At 55.6% G+C, this 17,572-nt stretch carries 12 protein-coding genes; 7 read left to right on the top strand and 5 right to left on the bottom strand.

The window, feature by feature from the left end:
• Window positions 1-185 precede the first annotated feature (185 nt).
• The gene (locus OSO_RS0130850; protein WP_010586785.1) at window positions 186-962 is read right to left on the bottom strand and encodes a hypothetical protein; all 777 of its coding nucleotides are present in this window, start codon (window positions 960-962) and stop codon (window positions 186-188) included.
• Window positions 963-1,418: 456 nt separating this feature from the next.
• On the opposite strand from OSO_RS0130850, the gene OSO_RS0130840 reads away from it, so the two are divergent.
• Window positions 1,419-1,715 carry a hypothetical protein gene (locus tag OSO_RS0130840; protein WP_010586784.1) on the top strand — a complete coding sequence of 99 codons (297 nt, stop codon included), beginning with the start codon at window positions 1,419-1,421 and terminating at the stop codon, window positions 1,713-1,715.
• Window positions 1,716-1,904: 189 nt separating this feature from the next.
• Here the strand turns inward: OSO_RS0130840 and OSO_RS0130835 are convergent, their stop codons facing one another.
• Complete coding sequence (locus OSO_RS0130835; RefSeq protein ID WP_010586783.1) at window positions 1,905-2,888, bottom strand: 3-keto-disaccharide hydrolase; 984 nt, start codon at window positions 2,886-2,888, stop codon at window positions 1,905-1,907.
• Window positions 2,889-3,058: 170 nt separating this feature from the next.
• On the bottom strand, window positions 3,059-6,151 hold the full coding sequence (locus OSO_RS0130830) for a tetratricopeptide repeat protein (RefSeq protein WP_010586782.1): 3,093 nt from the start codon (window positions 6,149-6,151) through the stop codon (window positions 3,059-3,061).
• Between the two features lie 371 nt (window positions 6,152-6,522).
• On the opposite strand from OSO_RS0130830, the gene OSO_RS0130820 reads away from it, so the two are divergent.
• Both OSO_RS0130820 and OSO_RS0130815 read left to right on the top strand, forming a co-directional pair.
• The gene (locus tag OSO_RS0130820; RefSeq protein ID WP_010586780.1) at window positions 6,523-7,782 is read left to right on the top strand and encodes an FIST signal transduction protein; all 1,260 of its coding nucleotides are present in this window, start codon (window positions 6,523-6,525) and stop codon (window positions 7,780-7,782) included.
• 58 nt (window positions 7,783-7,840) lie between these two features.
• A complete protein-coding gene (locus OSO_RS0130815) occupies window positions 7,841-8,773 on the top strand; it encodes a bifunctional riboflavin kinase/FAD synthetase (RefSeq protein WP_010586779.1) in 933 nt (310 codons plus the stop codon).
• Window positions 8,774-9,039: 266 nt separating this feature from the next.
• Here OSO_RS0130815 and OSO_RS0130810 read toward each other — a convergent pair whose 3' ends face one another.
• The gene (locus OSO_RS0130810; RefSeq protein WP_029247659.1) at window positions 9,040-9,612 is read right to left on the bottom strand and encodes a helix-turn-helix domain-containing protein; all 573 of its coding nucleotides are present in this window, start codon (window positions 9,610-9,612) and stop codon (window positions 9,040-9,042) included.
• A gap of 1,367 nt (window positions 9,613-10,979) precedes the next feature.
• Here OSO_RS0130810 and OSO_RS0130795 point away from each other — a divergent pair.
• Entirely contained in the window at window positions 10,980-14,591 is a 3,612-nt protein-coding gene (locus tag OSO_RS0130795) for a secretin N-terminal domain-containing protein (RefSeq protein WP_010586775.1), read from the top strand.
• 51 nt (window positions 14,592-14,642) lie between these two features.
• Here OSO_RS0130795 and OSO_RS0130790 read toward each other — a convergent pair whose 3' ends face one another.
• Window positions 14,643-14,849, bottom strand: a complete 207-nt coding sequence (locus tag OSO_RS0130790) for a hypothetical protein (RefSeq protein ID WP_157605550.1) — start codon at window positions 14,847-14,849, stop codon at window positions 14,643-14,645.
• A gap of 195 nt (window positions 14,850-15,044) precedes the next feature.
• On the opposite strand from OSO_RS0130790, the gene OSO_RS0130785 reads away from it, so the two are divergent.
• The 3 genes from OSO_RS0130785 to OSO_RS48805 all read left to right on the top strand — a co-directional run bounded on the left by OSO_RS0130785 (window position 15,045) and on the right by OSO_RS48805 (window position 17,415).
• Entirely contained in the window at window positions 15,045-16,070 is a 1,026-nt protein-coding gene (locus OSO_RS0130785) for a DUF1559 family PulG-like putative transporter (protein ID WP_010586773.1), read from the top strand.
• A gap of 20 nt (window positions 16,071-16,090) precedes the next feature.
• On the top strand, window positions 16,091-16,492 hold the full coding sequence (locus tag OSO_RS0130780; RefSeq protein ID WP_010586772.1) for a hypothetical protein: 402 nt from the start codon (window positions 16,091-16,093) through the stop codon (window positions 16,490-16,492).
• A 299-nt stretch (window positions 16,493-16,791) separates the two neighbouring features.
• Window positions 16,792-17,415, top strand: coding sequence for an ArsI/CadI family heavy metal resistance metalloenzyme (locus tag OSO_RS48805; protein ID WP_010586771.1), 624 nt, complete (start codon window positions 16,792-16,794; stop codon window positions 17,413-17,415).
• The last annotated feature ends 157 nt before the right edge of the window (window positions 17,416-17,572 follow it).

Raw genomic sequence — 17,572 nt, 5'->3', positions numbered from 1 at the left:
GATTTTCAAACATTTGGGACAGTCAAATGAGATCAGCATAGAGGACTTTAATGAAAAGCGGCGATCCGAACGAGATTTTTGTGATGCTTCAAACCTGGGATGATAAGTCGATGAACTCGGTGCGAGCGCGCCAACGAGCCTTGAGGCAATGTTCGAGAACCTGTCAGGACAGAGTGGCTGTACTACTAGAAGGGAACACGAAGTTCAGAGTAAAGCAGTGCGGCCGACATTTCACCGATAAATACGAGAATCACGCCGGCGAACAGCACACCTGTCGCCGCTTGCGTGTTCCGGTACCGTAGGATTCGAAGTGCCAGAACCGAAATCACGAGCGGTCCCAGGATGCCTGCGAGCCATCGAAGGGCAAACCAGGTCCATTGGGTTCCGCCGTGCAATTGTTCTCCAGCCGACATCCAGCCGACAACCGACACCGACAATCGCAGTAGAACCGCCCCAACCAGGAACCAACTGAGCGTCCTGAGCGGTTGGATCGACATTGTCGGGGCGGTCAGATACCAGTGTCCAAGCAGCATGCCGGTCACTGTGCTGCCCAGCACGGCAGCCGTTGCAAAGCTCGACAGAAACCGCAGTGCCCCCGCCGCGGTCATCAGCGAGTTGACACCGCCACGAGACGAGATCAGGCTGACCAGTGTGGCAGCCATGACGCAGATCATGGCGATCGTTCCGGGACGACGGCGGCCCAAAAGCCAAAAGATGGAACCGGCGTACGCGCTGACCAGTGCGATTCCAAGTGCAATTCGTGCGTACATTAGACCGGCAGGAGAGAGCGGCTGGCCGGCTGTGGCTGTTAATTGTCCCATCGTCAGCAGTCCGAGCGCCGACAACCCAATCACGATCAGCATCTGGATCCGGAAAAAGCCGGCGGTCACTTGAGCCCGTGGCATCATGCACCACATCAGGCTCATTCCGCAGATCAGCAACAGTGAGAACTCGGCAATCATTGTGGAATGCTACGGCTCGAGAACGGTTGTTCGAGGGAGGTCAGCACGAAGCTACCCGTGAGGCAGTGTTTTCACAACGCTTCGCCCCTGTGGGTTTCCACCCGGGCCCCTGACCGCCTACTAAAATCACGAGGACTGGCATCGCCCAGAGTCACAAACGTCATAGCAAACTGAATGCCAAGGTACCTATCTCTCCGTCTTGAGCAGACAGCTCGTCGAGGGGTGCCGAGACAACAGGGACCATCGACGGGTTTCGGCGTTTGATGAAAACCGGTGCCAATCAAAACTTGACTCAAGCTCTCAATTTTTCAATTGGGCAGAATTCTCTGATGACACGGACTCTATCGATCCAACGGACGGCTTAATGTGCGGACAAGCTTGTTACCAAACGTGCCGATCATTGCATCCTGCCGGTTCGACACCAATGAATTTGCACCAAAGCACTGAGGCCGCCTGATGTCCGATGCGACTTCTGACGTCCAGACAATGGACGCGTTGCGCCTGTACGTCCATGAACGACTCTGCCGCCACGAAAATCTCGTGGCCGAACAGTTTGCGTTGGAAGTCATACCGCTCACCAGAAAAGGGGAACTCTGCGGAATGCAGTTCCTGCTGCGGGGGCCACGTAGCGTTCGTTTGGGGGCCGTCTGGGCCTCGGAACACAACCAGCTGTATTTCTACGATGCCCGCGGTGAGCGTTTCCATAAAGAGCAACTGGCGGGGCGAATCCAAGTTTCGCTCGAAGCCGCCTGACGGCCTGTTGATGTCACGAATACTGACATCGCTCATTTGCCATGACTCTGTAGAGGCCATGGTTCCAGCTGCCAGGAATTCAACAGGCAGCTGAATCCTGTCGAAGTGCACAGATCGGTCTGGAAAATAGTCCTGTTGCTGCTGCGATTTCGACGCAGCAGCAACAGGGGAATCAGGCTAGGGGCGTCGTTACTTCTTCTCGACCAGCCAGATATTGCGGAAACGCACGGGGTCGCCGTGGTTCTGCAGGAAGAGCGGACCAGGTTTCTGATCCGAACGCCCGCCGCCGGGGGTGACGGCCAGTTCCAGATTGTCATGAATGACGACGTCGTTGTGTTTGATCGTGACACGTGCCGGTGAGACAACTTTGCCTTCGGCGTCAAACTTTGCGCAGGTGAAATCAACGTCATACGTCTGCCAGCTCAGCGGCGGAAAGCACATATTCACTTTGGGCTTGCTGTTCTTGTAGATCCCGCCGCATTCGTTGTCGGCGCCTTCAAGTCCAAATGAATCCAGAATTTGGCATTCGTACTGGTCACCCAGGTACATGCCGCTGTTACCGCGGCTCTGGCCGCTCTCCATAGGCATGAACGGTGTCCGGAATTCGAGATGCAGCGTGAAGTTTTCGAACGCTTGCTTTGTCCTCGTACCACCCGGCCCACCGACACCCATCAGTCCATTTTCTTGCAGGTCGCCGGGTTCCCATTGATCGACGCTGGTTCCATTGAACAGCACGATTGCGCCATCAGGAGCCGATTTCGCGAGCGTGGGCGATTCACGGTGAAGTCGTTTCAGTTCGTCGGTTCGTCCGCTGTGTTTGACGGTGATCACACCATTGGAGATCGTCGCTTCATAGCCATCGCCGCTGGCCTTCGTGATCCCGTCTTTCGTTTCCCACGTGGCTCGCAATTTTTCTTCGCCGTTCCAGCCTGCGCCGGGAAGACCGCCAATGAAAGTGACCGATTCAAATTTTCCTTCACCCTTCGCGATCACCTGAGTGCCGACAGGTTGATCGCCCAGCTTTCCGATGTATTCGCCTTGGATCTGAAAGTCGGGTCCAGCATCTTTCGCATTTTGATAGGCCACTTTTTGACGACGCTTTTCCTGGCTCATGAGGGGTGAAGCCGCAACGAAACAGAGGATGACCACCGAGAATTTCCAGTACCGATGCATTGTCGCAGGCTCCTGATGAGAAAACGGAAACACCGTTGCAAACGGGCAGAGTCTGTTACGTTAGCAGGGGACCTGACGCGATCTCAACTCTGACGGAACGAATTCATCGATCCCTGGTATCGGCACCTTGCCTGCCGGATGCGAACAGTCTTGGAGTTTGGGGCTTGCTTTCAGAGTCCTTGTGACAGAATCTCAAGCAAACTGATGATCGCGGCGACGTCTGGGTGTGAAGACAGTGGATTGTGTTGGTCTTGCTGATGGCGATCAAAAAGGATCTTGACGCCGTGGGGGGAATGCTCCGTCTGACGTCCCTTTGCCGATGCGACCAGCGAAAGCAGATGTTCTGGTGTCTTCGAGGTGACGGACTCACCGCGATCGTGTAGAGCGGTCCAAAGCCGCTTCAAGTCACGAACATACTTCATGTCCGCGTGTGCGTGGATTCCCCGAGGATCGAGACGAAAGATTTGGAGTGTCGCATCTTCCAATTGTTCGGGTGTCAAAAGGCCTGATTCGCTTTCGGCGGCCGAAATCAACGATCGCCAGGCATTCAGATAGTCGGGGTCAAGCGCCGTGGCATTTTGGTATGCCTCGATCGCGTCACGATTGCGTCCCTGTGACGATCGCAAATACCCCATCAAATAATGGACTTTGGGGTTTTTCGGCTGATCGGCCAGTAGCTTCGTGAACACACGTGTCGCAATGGTTTCCGCAAGATCCCCGCGAAACGCTCCTTCACAACCAAAGCAGTGGCTTTCGACACGTCCAAAGCTGTCGGGCATCAACTCAAATGCTCGCTGATAGTGCTTCGCGGCGCCTTCAAGGTCGCCTTGTTTGGAGAGTTGCACGGCCAGCCGTGATTGAATGCAATAGGCATCCGCGAAATGCGTCAGACTCTCGAGGTACATCTGAATGCCGCGTTTGAGTAATCCAGCGCCGTAGAACTCGTCGGCCCGTTCGGCGAGACGTATGGCGCGAACGGCCCCTTCATAGACGGCGGCGGTTTGTTCGTCGTTCTTCTGACGGAGAATTTCAGCCAGGATGGCATAGGCCCTCATGCGATCGCCGCGACCTTGTTCCCCGTCAGACGGATCAATCGAGATGGCGCGGCGGATCAATTCTTCCGCTTTGCCAACGTCTTTCCGGTCCAGGTGATAACGCGCCAGCCAAATCAAGGGGCGTTCTTCAAATTGATCGCTGGCAAAAATCTTGTCGGCCAGAGCAGGGAAGTCGTCCCCCTCCAGTTCCAGCGCCAATTTCCAACCTGCGTCAAAGCCAGGCCACTGCCAGACGATGGCTTCGGCAATTTTGCGAGCCTCGGCTGTTCGGGCCACATTGGCGAGAGCATCGGCTGCAAGAAAGGGGAGTGGCAGGGATTTTGGTTCGCCGTGCGAACCACCGAAAGTGTGATAGTGCGATCCGTCAAACCATTCGGAAAGATCGGATTCATTCCACCAGGGGGCCGTCTCGAGAAGGTCAACAATGTCTTGCCAGCGTCCCGCCGCATGATAGCTTGCGACGAGAAGCTGCAACGAACCGTCAGCGGCACCTTGCGAGATGCCGTGACCGTGACCGAGTTCTTGCTCTTGAATCGCGGTGACCTGACGAGTGAGTCTCGCTGTGAGCAATCGCTCGACCCGCGCGGACTGATCGAGTTCATTCAAGAGTTGAACAATCGATTTCAGTTGGCTTTCTTGCTCTGAATACTCGTCGTCTGACGATTCGGCGTCCATCGTGTCCGCGCGGAACACGTCCGTTCCCTTCTGGATCCATTCGGGACGGTTCATCAAAATACCGAGTCGCGCGATTCGCAGGCCAATCTTCGCCGCGGTTGGCGGATGGTCGCCCGATGGAATTGGCTTCTGCTCGTTTGCCTGGGCGAGAAGTTTCAAGTAAATCGCCACGGCCTCATCGACTCGATCCGTACTGAGCAGCGCATCCGCGAGCACGCGTTCCAGACGGGGACGACTCGTCTCGGGAAGATCGCGACGCTGCAGAACCGTCTCGATCAACTCGAGGGGCTCACGACTTTTGCCGAGGGTCGCGGCGAGATGCAGGTACGAATCCCAGAAAGGAAATTCTGGATGATCATCGAGTGAGCTGGCGAAGAACTCGCAGAATTTGGTGACGTCGGCAACGCGATTCGAGTAGGGCAGAATGTGATTGGTTAAGGTGTTTTGAAGGCTCGAGGCAAGACTCGTCAGATCACCACCCTCGTCAACGAACTCCTTCATGAATTTTTCAATGCCATCGCCACGATCGTGAACGATCAATCCCAACACATACCAGACCGACGCCTTCTTCGAATCGTAGTGTCGGTCTGGCCTGCCAGTGACATTCTTCTTGGAGAACGCTTCAAACAAGTCTGTGGTGTCGAACGATTCGCACAGCCCCCAGTGCTTTTGCGTGATTTGGTCGAGGTTTTCGCGGACAAGTTCGCGCGCCAGAACGATTGTCGGATTGTCTTGGCCACGATTGTTGCGATCCAGATTGTAAAATCGCAAATTGGCGTTCGGAAGCAGCAGTGCGCGCTTGAGCAGCGGTGCCGCGGCCTCTCGGTCTGCCATCTGCACCAGGTCGGGAATCGCGAGATAGTGACCATTCTCTTTTTCCGCCTCATCGAGTTCGTCGCGGAACGCTTCGAGCCCTGAATGCGGTTCAAATTGATTTTGAATTTTGCGAAGTTCACGTCTCTGTTGATCGCGGAGGAAGCTCTGGTCGTCAGACGACGATTGAAGCAGGCGGCTGAAAAATCCTTTTTGCTTTTTCTTACCATCGACGATCGACATGCCGTCTTTGACGTCCTGCTTTAACGCGTCGTATTGTCCATTGAGTCGATGCCCCAACATGCGCATGGCGATCGCACGCATACGTGCCGACTCTTCTGCGGGAAACTTGCGTGCATCGATCTGCCGCGAAATTTCCGGCCAGACGGACGGGGCAGGCAAAAGGGCGACAAGAGTCGCAAACCCCGGTTCGGTCTCCGTCGCATTGAATTGTTGCGCCGAATGAACCCGGTCGGCGGCTTCGAGCCACAACGCGGCGGCCTCGTCGGGAGGCAATTTCTTCAATTGGTCCGATAAGTTCTCGAGCGACTTCCGAACGGTACCGGTGTCGTCGGGTGACTTTCCATCATTCTTTTGCTTCTGCGCGCGAAGGATTACCTGCTTCGCACCAATCATCTCTTGCGCGACAATCGAGGCCGCGGTCCCGAGGGTGACCAAGGTTGTTGTCGCTGCGAACACGTACCCGCGAACACGATTCATCACAACATCTCCTCGTCACGCTTTACGATCGATCATTGAGAGACGACATGGCATGCGCCTGGGGGGAAGTCACGGACTCTCGTCACTCGTCGGTGCTCGCCATTGCATTTTGAATCTAGGAAAACACGAAGTGACAAATGTGGCACTGAAAAGGCTGTTTTGCAGACAACTTGAAGCCAAATTGGCCGACAATCGTGCTGTAAATGTCCCCGGGGACAGTAACAAGTCGAATCGTCTTGATCGAGGCCGTACCCAATCAAAAGGTGACACATCGGATGTTGTGCATCAATGGATCTCTTGATGCTTGCGAAAATTTGTCGCCATTCGTTGCGGGACGCCGCACTTGATATCGCGGGTCCCTTGAACGTCGGATGCTGTTCTCGTTAGTGTCGCTGGTTCGGATCGGGCCAGGAGATAAGGAATCCGTATTTTTTGTCGATGGATCGGATCAGGAAATGCCGTTTGCCGCTGCAGTGTCTGACAAGTCGAATCTGAAAGTTGCGATTCAAGAGACGACTCAGGTCATCGCTGATGAATTGGGATGCGTTCCCGATTTGACGCTGGTGTTTGTGACGCACCATCACGCGAGTGAATTCGCGACTCTGGCAGCCACGGTTCGCGAACGTCTTGGCGGCGGGTTGGTTCTGGGTTGTACGGGCGAAACCGTCATCGGGGGGGCTCGCGAACATGAAGACGGTCCCGCAATTTCTTTGTTAAGCGGTGTCCTGTCGGGCGCCGATCTGCTGCCGTTTCAGCTTGAGTTCGAGAATACGCCCGACGGAGTGATGTGCGGCGGACTTCCCGACGATCTGACCTCGGCGACGTCGGAAACACGTGCGGTACTGCTGTTGGGTGAACCGTTCAGTTCGGTCCCACAATCGGTCCTGGATCTTCTGGCTGACGAGTTGCCTGATATCCCCGTGGTGGGCGGTATGGCCAGTGGGGGCAATCCCGGGGAAAATCGGTTGTTTTTGAATGATCGCGAGATTGACCGCGGTGCGATTGGGGTCGTCATCCGGGGTGGGCCACGGATTCGAACGGTCGTCTCGCAGGGGTGCCGTCCAATTGGTGCGCCATTTGTTGTCACCAAAGCCGAACGCAATGTTGTGTACGAGATGGGCGGTTCTTCGCCCATGCAGCGGTTGCAAGAGCTTTACCACATGCTTCCGCCTCGAGACCAGAAACTGGTAGAGGGGGGCGTGCATATCGGTATTGCGCTGAACGAGTATCAAGAAACGTTTCATCGCGGCGACTTCCTGATTCTGAATGTCATGGGCGTCGACAAGAAATCCGGTGCGCTGAAAGCCGGCGGCACGATTCGAGTCGGTCAGACCGTGCAGTTCCAGATTCGCGATGGGGAAACGGCGGATGCCGACCTGAAGCGGTTACTCGAACGGCATTTGTCCGAGTCTCCTCGACTGCCCGCTGCCGGTCTGCTATTCAGTTGCAATGGTCGCGGGACGCGCATGTTTTCCCAGCCGAACCATGATGCCAGTCTGATTCAAGCACAACTGGGGCCGATGCCGCTTGTGGGGATTTTTGCCCAGGGAGAACTTGGGCCTGTCGGTGGTAAGAACTATATTCACGGGTTCACCGCCAGCCTTGCCTTGTTTGAAGAGGAAATGGCGTGAGCCTGAACGTCATACGAGTCGCCCGAAGCGGCTCGTCGATTTGGAAAGTCAGCCCTCAATGACCGTGCTGCACGGGTTTGAGTCTCCCGCGTCGTACCGCGACGGTTTTGTGTCCATCGGAAACTTCGACGGGGTCCATTGTGGCCACCAGTCGATGCTGTCCACTCTGGTCGCCCGCGCTCGCGCGCAACAGGTGCCCGCGGTGGCGCTGACGTTCGATCCCCATCCGATCGAACTGTTGCGGCCCGATGCAATACCACCGCGTCTGACCACCATCGAGCATCGTGCCGAGCTCCTGCAAAAGTTCGGTGTCGATTGTGTGATCGTGCTGCCCACGACACCGCGGTTCCTGACAATGACGGCGGAAGACTTTTTCCACACGATCATCCGGACGGAACTTCAGGCACGCGGTCTGGTCGAAGGTCCTAATTTCTTCTTTGGCAGAAACCGCGCGGGCAGCATCACCGTCTTGCGACAGTTCTGTACCGCTCATCAATTGACTCTCGATGTGATCCAACCGGTCATCGTCGATCAGCAACTCGTTTCATCCAGTGTCATCCGGTCATTGATCGATGCGGGTGACATCACCGAATCAGTCGGTCTGCTGGGGCACCCCTATCGACTGACAGGGAAGGTGGGGCATGGAGCCGAACGCGGGCGAACACTGGGCTTTCCTACGGCGAATCTTGTGGACTGTGCGAACCTGATTCCCGGACACGGGGTCTATGTCGCTGTCACGATGGTCGGGGGGATCCAGTACCCTGCCGCGGTGAACATCGGTCCGAATCCGACATTTGGAGAATCCGCCAAGAAAGTCGAAGTCCACCTGCTGGACTACACGGGCAACTTGTACGATCAGACGCTGAATGTCGATTTTGTGTCACGGCTGCGTGACGTAAAGAAATTTCCGTCGGTCAGGGATCTGGTGGAACAACTGCAGCGCGATGTCGCCGCGGTCAGATCGGTCGTGTCGACCAGCGGGCGGCAATAGCGACGAATGGTTGCTGCAAATGTGCGATAACGCGGCCGGTACCAATACACGCGTGCGCGGGGCCGCTGCGACATCCCGGGGCTGTCTGGCCAGGTGCTGTTGGCCTGCCGCCGGTGTCGCGAGCCAGTTTCAGAAAATGTGAAAACGAAAAAAGCGGCAGGGGCCGATCATCGACGCCTGCCGCTCATCAGTCTGGCAACGCGAACCTGCTGCGGACCCGTCCCTGGTCACAACAGATCGTTCTCCGGACGATTCATCTATGTTCTTCAAGCCAATTGTTTTTTCCGACCGACGAGGGTCCGAATGCGTTCGGCCAGCAAAGCTGAGTCGAATGGCTTGCGGAAGGTCTCGTTGAACGGGGTGCGGTCAAAACCACTGGCTGTGTCGTCATCGGTCAGAAGTGCCACGAGCACGGCGTCCGCGTATTCGTTGTTTTTACGCAGGTTTTGCGCAATCAACGTCGCTTCATGCCGACCCATGCCAAAATCAATCACCACGCAATCGGGATGCAATGATTCTGCCTGGATACCGGCCTCGAATCCACTGGCGGCGGATTCGATTTTGTAATCCTCGGGAGGCATCAATTCCAGGATCTGGCTGCGAACATTTGGATCGACTCCGACGAGGAGCAATTTGCCCATCGCTTCGTCTTCCAGTTCGCCCAGTGGCATCCCGTGTTCCTTAAGGAACCGAATCAAGTGCTCGCGTGGGATGCGCCGGTCCTGTGACCCGGGAATGCGGTAGCCTCGCAGACGTCCCGAGTCGAACCATTTGCTAACCGTGCGGGGTGCAACCTTGCAGATCTTTGCTACCTGTCCAGTAGTGAAGATCGTTCTCATCGCGGGCTCTCCAATCACTAGATAGTTCTCACACAGAAGGGCGTCGCGACCCTCCGGATCTTCACCCTCAAACGTGTTGACGAGGTCTCTTCGTCGAAGTGTTAATCTCTTCGAAAAGACCGCCGATTGCTCGGAGTCGGTGTCTTTCTTCACGTGGGAAACGACTCATCCTATTAAAGTCGTCGCTCACTCAAAAAAAGTCTTAACGTGTCGGGCATCGGCGGGCACATCGACTTGATCCCTGGTCGACACACCCGTGGAGGGAGGGAATACACGTTCCCTTTCGCAGAGCCTTAACTCTGTGTTGAGAAAAACCTGATTGTCCTGCCCCCCAGACGTTTCCGCTGTGCAACTCGCAAACTCCGGATCAATCGCCATCCAGAGTTTCGTCGTTCGCACCGCTGCAAACCGTCTAGCTATTTGAATCGTCTTTTCAGGATTCGCTCTTGACACGTTTTGTCGAAGAACTGCGCGATCCTGTCGGCGAACTTCATTTTCCCTGTCCAGTCGCCGCCGTTTCTCTGCAAACTCACGTTGGATTACCGAAATTGCCGCCGTCTCCGGTAGCGCCTGGAAAACGCATCCCGTCGACAATACGAATTGTGACCGAACCAAGGTGATGGCCAACTCGACGGCTGTGCATCAAGAGGTTGTGTTCTCATGAACAATCCTGTTTTCACAGACTTCTTGAGTGAATCCCTCTCGCATTGGCGGAAATCGTTCGCGTGGATTGCCAATCACGTCCCTTACGAGAAAGCGATTGAATTCTGTTGAAATAACGGGGAACAGTTGCCTTACAGATTCAAGAATGCCATGACAACGTGGACCTCACGCTGGTCCCCCTGATTTCAACAGGCTGATTGGGGCATGGCCGCAATGCATATAGAAGAGTACGCGGCGCCTACGGTCGGACGAGCCCCTGCGTCGTCGGTGTTGAGCAGATCGACAGCCCACGGTTTCTTTAATGGAACTCCCGAAATACGCATTCGAGAGAATCCTTTGACCTGGTTTCGATGTCCGTCCGACAACTCCAAGAGTTGATCCCGGGCGACGGTCCAAATAAACGATTCAACGCCGTTAGATGTGACGCAAATCTGTGAAAGCGCCATGCGCGCGGCGTCTCGGTCGCGGTAACGCAATCGAAACTGAATCTCGCCTGCGTGAAATCCACCTGAATTTGCCAAATAGCATAGGGACACGCTTTCTTTCAGCGTATCCTGACGATTTGTGGGGCTTGAACGCGCCTAATCGCATCGGTTGTAGCGACGACATCACGGATATCGATGTTTCAACGGAATCCGACCGTTTATTCTTTCGGGATGATGGCAATTCGCACGTCCAACCTGAGTGACGGCTGAGGAATCGACATGAGAACAAATCTCTTCTCACGCAATCATTGGAAAACACTCAGTCTGATTGTGCTGACGTGCCTGTTCACCTGTGATCTCGCCTGGGCCCAACCAGGGGGGAATGACGATCGCCGACGAGGCGGCCGCCGACGAGGTGACCCTACCAGCTTCCTTACGGCCTATCGCGATCAGTCGTTTACTCCGAGCTTGAAGCTGACAGAGGATCAGAGCAAACAATTGGAGGAATTCCGTCGGGAGTCGATCGACCTTCGCCGAAAGTTCGAAAATAGCCCCGATGAGTACGCTGCCGCCCGCAAAGAGCTTGACGAAAAAGCGATCCACCTGCTGACGGACGAACAGAAAGCGACCTGGCAAAAGCGTCTGGAAGAGATCAAGGCGGAGCAAGCGAAGGCAAACGCAGATTCTGCCGATCAACGCCCCGCTGCGGCCCCCCCAAAGAACGGGACACCTGCGGTCCCGATCGGACCGGAAACGGCTGTACAGACTCCGCAGGCCGAGACGAAGCGGACCGTCTTCGAAGAAAAGCCTCCCGAAGGGGCCATCACAATCATCTCTTTCGGGGCCACCGTCCCGGCGTCGGCAGACAAACCCGAAGTGGTCAAAGAGGCCGTGAAGGATGCGTCCGCTGTCACGCCCATCAAAGAGCAGCCAAAGTTATCCTTCAACTTCCGTTACGCTGCCTGGGCGGACGTCCTGAAATTGTTCGCGGACGTGAATGATCTGTCGCTCGATCTCAACGAAGTGCCTCCCGGCACATTCAACTATTGGGACGATCAGCAATACACGATGACCGAAGCCCTGGATATTCTGAACGGCTACCTGTTGATGAAGGGGTATGTCCTGGTCCGGCGTGATCGGTTTCTCGTCTGCCTCAACATTGCCGATCCCATTCCGCCGAACGTCGTTCCGAACGTTACGGCCGAAGAACTGCTGCAACGCGGCAAAAATGAATTGCTCAGTCTGATTCTTCCACTCGAAGGTGTTGACGCGACGAGTATGGTGACCGAAGTCAGCGCGCTCCTGGGGCCTCAGGGAAAAGCCTCGGCACTCAAGAGCACCAATTCATTGGTCTTGACCGACATCGGCAGCAATCTTCGACGAGTTGTGGAATTGCTGAAAGCCAGCAAACCGATCGACAATCGCGAGACCGCATTCCGTGCGATTCCGTTGACGCATATCACGGCGGCCGAAGCCGAGCGGACCGTTCGACGGTTGTTCGGACTGAATCCGACCGTCTCCACGGCCGCTCAGCCTGCGCCGGGACAGTTTCCCGGTCGGGGGGGCGGAGGTTGGCCGGGCGGATTTGGACGTGAAGGATTCCGCGGGCGAGGGGGAGATGGCGGTGATGGAAATGGCGCTCCGAACCAACCGGCGGCTCCCGCAGCACCCACGGCTGCGAACCCGCCCTCACCGTTCACGGGCAAGATCCAGGTTGCGGCCGACACCCGATTGAATATCCTGCTGGTCACCGCATCGGCACCGCTACTGAAAGTGGTCGAAGAGTTGGTGACAAAGCTCGACACCAATACCGATGCCTCCGGTCGCCTGCTGGAAGTCAGAAACAATCCAGTCTATTTCGAAGCCTATTCTGTCGCGGGCGGTGATTCTGCCGCCATGTCCCGCATGCTGAATAACGTGATTCCCGGCGTTGTCGTTGGCGACGATGCACGCGCCGGAAAGATCTTCGTCCAGGGAACGAAAGAAGATCACACCGAAATTCAGCGGCTGCTCAAAGCGTCGGGCGATGCCAGCAGTTCCGTCGCTGTGATTCCACTTCGCTCAGATCCCTTGATGGTGCAAAGCTCGTTGAAAAATCTGTTCGCCAACGATGCGACGAAAGCGCCGTCCATTGAGGCAGATGTGAATGGCCGTCGCTTGCTGGTTCGTGGAACCGCAGAGCAGTTGATTCAAGTGAAGGCTTTGCTTCGAGATCTTGGCGAACATGGATTTGGTGAAGCCGCCGACGGAGAGCGCGACCTCAGCACGTCTCGCACGCTCAACCTGGGGAACCACGATCCCGACGAGATCCTGAAGCTGGTTGAACGGTCGTGGGGAGCAGCCGGACATAGTCCGATTCGAGTCGTGATTCCTTCCCGAAACAATCCGATCAAAGATCGTCGCGTTCCCGGTGCCAGACCGCAGTTCAGCGACCCGAACGCGGATGAAGGGACGCCGGTTCGACCATCGCGGCGGGCCCCGGCACGATCCGAGAATGGAAAATCGACTGGAACGGAATTTCGACGTGGGGGCAATGGTCCGTCAGGGATTGAGGTCGAACGAGCTCCGAATCCACCGGCGACGCCACGTTCGGCAACGACACGCATACTTCCAAGGCGGCTGACAGTGGTCCCGGCGACGCAGACGACGGTGGAAGAGGCCTCCGAACCGGCGGCCGAGAAACGGGACAGTCGAGCGGTGAATGACGATCAGCCTGAGGTGAAGCCTGCCGCGGCGACGCTCGACCAGTCGGTGACGGATCAGTCTGTGCCGGTCGAGAAGAACGAGGCGAATCATCCTCTCGCGGATCAGTCAAAGGCCGCTGACAATCCCGATGCGATTGGAGTCACCGTTTTAGGGAACGAACTGGTACTAACCTCTCCCGATACCAAGGCGCTCGATCAGTTAGAAGCCTTGATCACCGCTGTCATCACTGCGATTCCACAGCGTCCCCAGTGGACTGTCTTTTATCTACGGACCGCCGATGCGACGGAAGCCGCGCAGATGATCGAGCGACTATTTCCGCAAAGCTCGGTCACTACAACTCCTGTTGGGAACGACAACAGTTTCTTTGGTGGATTTTCCAGCGGCTTTTCTGGGTTTGGGCGTAGCATGATGAATGCGACCGGTCTGACGCAGACATTGGGAACTGCCCAGAATTTGCGAATCATCACGGACGTCCGTTCAAATGCCTTGTTCGTGACCGGCGCGCCGGCGGTTGTTCAGGACGTCGAGGCGATGTTGGAGTTGCTGGACGCCAGCGAAGTACCGGGAACTATGCGCGATCGTTTTCCGCGTACGATTCCCGTGGAATATGCCGACGTCGACGAGGTTGCCGAGATCATCGAGAGTGTCTTCAAAGACTCCATGACGGCGGAGCCCCAACAACAGGGGAATCAGCAGTTCAATCCACTGGCGATGATGTTCGGTGGGAATCGCGGAGCACAACAGCAAGGTGCCAAGAAGCCACAGGGCGCCGAACTGTCTCTGGGTGTCGACAAGCGGACCAGCCACTTGATCGTCTCATGCAATGAAGTCATGTTTCAACGCGTCGAACTGATGGTTCAAGCTATCGACGAGCGTGCAAAAGAAGCCCATCGCACTGTCCGCATTGTGCCACTCAAAACGGCGGACCCCGCCGTAGTGCAATCCACGTTGACGTCACTCCTGCCGCGAGTCACTGTCGGTGCCACACGTTCCAAGCGAACAACGAAGCCCGACGGAACAAATCCGACACCCGGGCAGAATGTCGCACCGGATGCGACCCGCGACCCACGAATGATCCAACGCATGATGGAACAAAACGGCGGCCAGTCCGGCGGCGGACGATTCGGTGGTCGCGGCGGATCGGGCGGCAACGGTCAAAATAGTGGTGGCCGACGCGGTAACTGAGTTTTCCAACTCCACGAGGATCACAGAATCGTCGTGTGACATTGCCGCGGACTACGGAGAGTCATTCGCCGTGGATTGGCGATCGTGATTGCCGTACCGCTTGGCAGCCTGATGCGTAAACTCGGTCGATCCATTGAGTGTGAGCGAACAGAACTCCCAATGTGCGACGGCCATAGGCCGGCAATCCATATTGTGTGGCGTCAATTTGCCTTCAGTCGTGCTTCGCAGCAACTGTTCGAGGTTGAGCTGCGAAGCCATTCTGAACCCCTTGACTGTGACTTCTGAGAGATGTGGCACAAACCGAAATCGGGTGTCAGGACTCTTTCGTAGGCGACTTGAATTCATCGACGCGCGAATCTATGCTCTGATGTTCTTTAGAATGTTAGAGTTTTGGGCCAAGCCGCGAGCGGCTTTAGATTGTGTGTCGGAACATAGGCCGTCGAGGGATCTTGAATGATTCGTAGATCATCCTGTCAGGTGTCCGCGATTGAACATCCGCGTCGTGCGGGCTTCACGCTCATCGAACTGCTGGTCGTCATTGCCATTATCGCAGTTCTCATCGCATTGTTGCTGCCGGCCGTCCAGCAGGCACGACAAGCGGCATATCGAACGCAATCACGAAACAATCTTCATAATCTCGCCTTGGCGGCCTTTAACTTCGAACAGACTTTCGGCCATCTTCCCACCGGCGGCGGTTACGATAGCCCGACGCATACAGTTCCAAGTGTCTCGCAGGTCAACGGTGCCGTGACGACGATGCCGCTGGTAACAACGACGGCCCCTACCTTCAGCTACAGTCCAAGCTGGGGTGACCCATCCGATGAGCCAAAGTATCAACTTGGTTCGGCGTTCTACTCACTGTTACCGTACCTCGAACAAACTGCCTTATTCAACGATCCGTTGAAATGTATGTCGACAGCGTTGCCCGTCTTTAGCATGCCATCACGCCGATCGGGTGCTTTTCCCATCCCAGCCACAGATCCTTTTTACCCTGGTTGGAGCTATTCAGCTCCAGGTGTGACGGCGGCTGCACGATCGGATTACGCGGCCAACGATCAGGTGTTCAAGACCACCTACGGATCCAACTGGGGAAAACCGCTCTTCCTTCGAGAGATCACGGATGGAACGTCGAATACGGTGATGTTCGGAGAGAAGGCGATGGCCGCTCGGGGATGGCAAGGGAACGGCTTTTATTGGGACGAGCCTTGGATTCTTGGTGGAACCGGAGGATCGGGCCGTTGCGGCAATGAAATGTATTCGGACGGTGTTCTGAATTCGTTCCCGAACAAGGCATCAGATATCACCGTCATTGTTCCCGCGAATAGCGGGTGCGGTGGAGGAAATTGGGGCTCTCCAGATCCGGGTGCTTGCCAACTTGCATTCAGTGATGGCAGCGTAAGAACGTTGAGCTATTCGATGAGCACGACCGTTCTGGCCTACATGATTCAACCGGCTGATGGTCAAGTCATTTCTGAGTGACGTTAGGTGGAAGTCGTTTTATGGCAACGATGCTATCTCGATGGGGAGCGATCCTGATCGTAGTTCTGGCAATCAACACGGGCGGCTGTGGGAAATCGGGCCGCCCCGTTCTTGTGCCAGCGATCGGCGAAGTGATGTTCAAAGGCGAGCCGCTGACTGCGGGGTCGATCATTTTCTTTCCCGATAAGAGTGTTGACTATCAGAACGATAGGCCCTCGAGTCTGCTGCAAGTCAACGGCAGCTTTATCATGAAGACCTATCCATTCGGTGATGGAGTTTCCCCAGGGAAATACAAGGTCTGTTTGAATCCTCCCTTGGCCAACGCAATTAAGTTGCCGCAATACGGCGATCCTAAAAAGACGCCTTGGGAGATTGAAATTCCCGAGACTGGCGATAAGAACATCATCCTCGAGGCGCAATAACGTGCGCACGTTGTTCTACCCGCGAGTTGACCTCCGAACTCACGCTATCGCGACTTTGTTCGAATTCTTGAATCAGGTCGTATCCGCGAACGTTTAGAGGGGGCGGCCAATCGCACGTGGGGGTGGTGCGGGCGCGGCGGCACGTGGTTTCTCAAGTTGACATCAGATACCAGCGCCGGTTTTGAAATCGAGCCGTAGACTATGGTTGATTCAGGATTCGCTCGCTAGGGTTTGATTAATGGTATCCGCTGTCTAAAGTATTCGGTGCCCCAGCCAAGATGTTGATCGGAGAGCGACAAATGACCGTTCAGACTTGTGATACGACGATCTTGAATCGAACTCCAGTCGAGGCGATTTCGCAGGTCAAGTTTCATGCGAGCCTGAATGTTTCGGATCTTAATCGTTCCGTTCCGTTTTATGCGGCATTGTTTGGTGAGTCGCCCGTCAAATGGTATGAGGACTACGCTAAGTTTGAGCTTAACGAACCACCACTCGTGCTTTCATTGAAGCCCAAACGGGCCTGTACGGGCGGGCCTCTCAATCATCTTGGGCTGCGGCTGACGTCGCTCGAAAATCTTGAAGCAGTGCTTGCCCGCATGAAGTCGGTCAACGCGAGAATTGGTCGGCAAGATGATGTGCAGTGCTGTTATGCGCATCAGTCGAAGCTCTGGATCACCGATCCCGATGGAACATTGTGGGAAGTCTATGTTTTCCACAACGACGTTCCAGATTGGGGCGAAAAGCACAACAAAGTCAAACTCTGGTCTGCGCCGCTGAAGGCGTTCGGCATTCGTGGAATGCTCAGTCGATGGTGGAACAACGCGTTTGGTCCCAAACATCTGTCGGATCAAAGTGCGGTCGAATTCGAATCACCCATTCCTGCAGACACTTGCCAGGTTCCGTCGCCTACTGCGAATTCCTGAGGTCCTCATTTGCCTGTGAAACTCGGCGTTTCTGACTCGTATAGTCTCATCATCGTAAGATCTTGTGAGTAAGCGAATGATTCAGTCGGCGGGCGGCGAACTTCTCGACAATTCGCAGCTTGAGAGCTGTCGAAGAGAAAATGCTTCTTTAGCATAT

This window comes from Schlesneria paludicola DSM 18645 (genome assembly GCF_000255655.1).
GTDB lineage: Bacteria > Planctomycetota > Planctomycetia > Planctomycetales > Planctomycetaceae > Schlesneria > Schlesneria paludicola.
This window is presented reverse-complemented; position numbering and strand designations above follow the sequence as displayed.

Coding starts and splice junctions, on each gene's coding strand:
- OSO_RS0130850 (WP_010586785.1), bottom strand. CDS start 962: ATGATTGCCGAGTTCTCACTGTTGCTGATCTGCGGAATGAGCCTGATG.
- OSO_RS0130840 (WP_010586784.1), top strand. CDS start 1,419: ATGTCCGATGCGACTTCTGACGTCCAGACAATGGACGCGTTGCGCCTG.
- OSO_RS0130835 (WP_010586783.1), bottom strand. CDS start 2,888: ATGCATCGGTACTGGAAATTCTCGGTGGTCATCCTCTGTTTCGTTGCG.
- OSO_RS0130830 (WP_010586782.1), bottom strand. CDS start 6,151: ATGAATCGTGTTCGCGGGTACGTGTTCGCAGCGACAACAACCTTGGTC.
- OSO_RS0130820 (WP_010586780.1), top strand. CDS start 6,523: ATGCTGTTCTCGTTAGTGTCGCTGGTTCGGATCGGGCCAGGAGATAAG.
- OSO_RS0130815 (WP_010586779.1), top strand. CDS start 7,841: ATGACCGTGCTGCACGGGTTTGAGTCTCCCGCGTCGTACCGCGACGGT.
- OSO_RS0130810 (WP_029247659.1), bottom strand. CDS start 9,612: ATGAGAACGATCTTCACTACTGGACAGGTAGCAAAGATCTGCAAGGTT.
- OSO_RS0130795 (WP_010586775.1), top strand. CDS start 10,980: ATGAGAACAAATCTCTTCTCACGCAATCATTGGAAAACACTCAGTCTG.
- OSO_RS0130790 (WP_157605550.1), bottom strand. CDS start 14,849: ATGGCTTCGCAGCTCAACCTCGAACAGTTGCTGCGAAGCACGACTGAA.
- OSO_RS0130785 (WP_010586773.1), top strand. CDS start 15,045: ATGATTCGTAGATCATCCTGTCAGGTGTCCGCGATTGAACATCCGCGT.
- OSO_RS0130780 (WP_010586772.1), top strand. CDS start 16,091: ATGGCAACGATGCTATCTCGATGGGGAGCGATCCTGATCGTAGTTCTG.
- OSO_RS48805 (WP_010586771.1), top strand. CDS start 16,792: ATGACCGTTCAGACTTGTGATACGACGATCTTGAATCGAACTCCAGTC.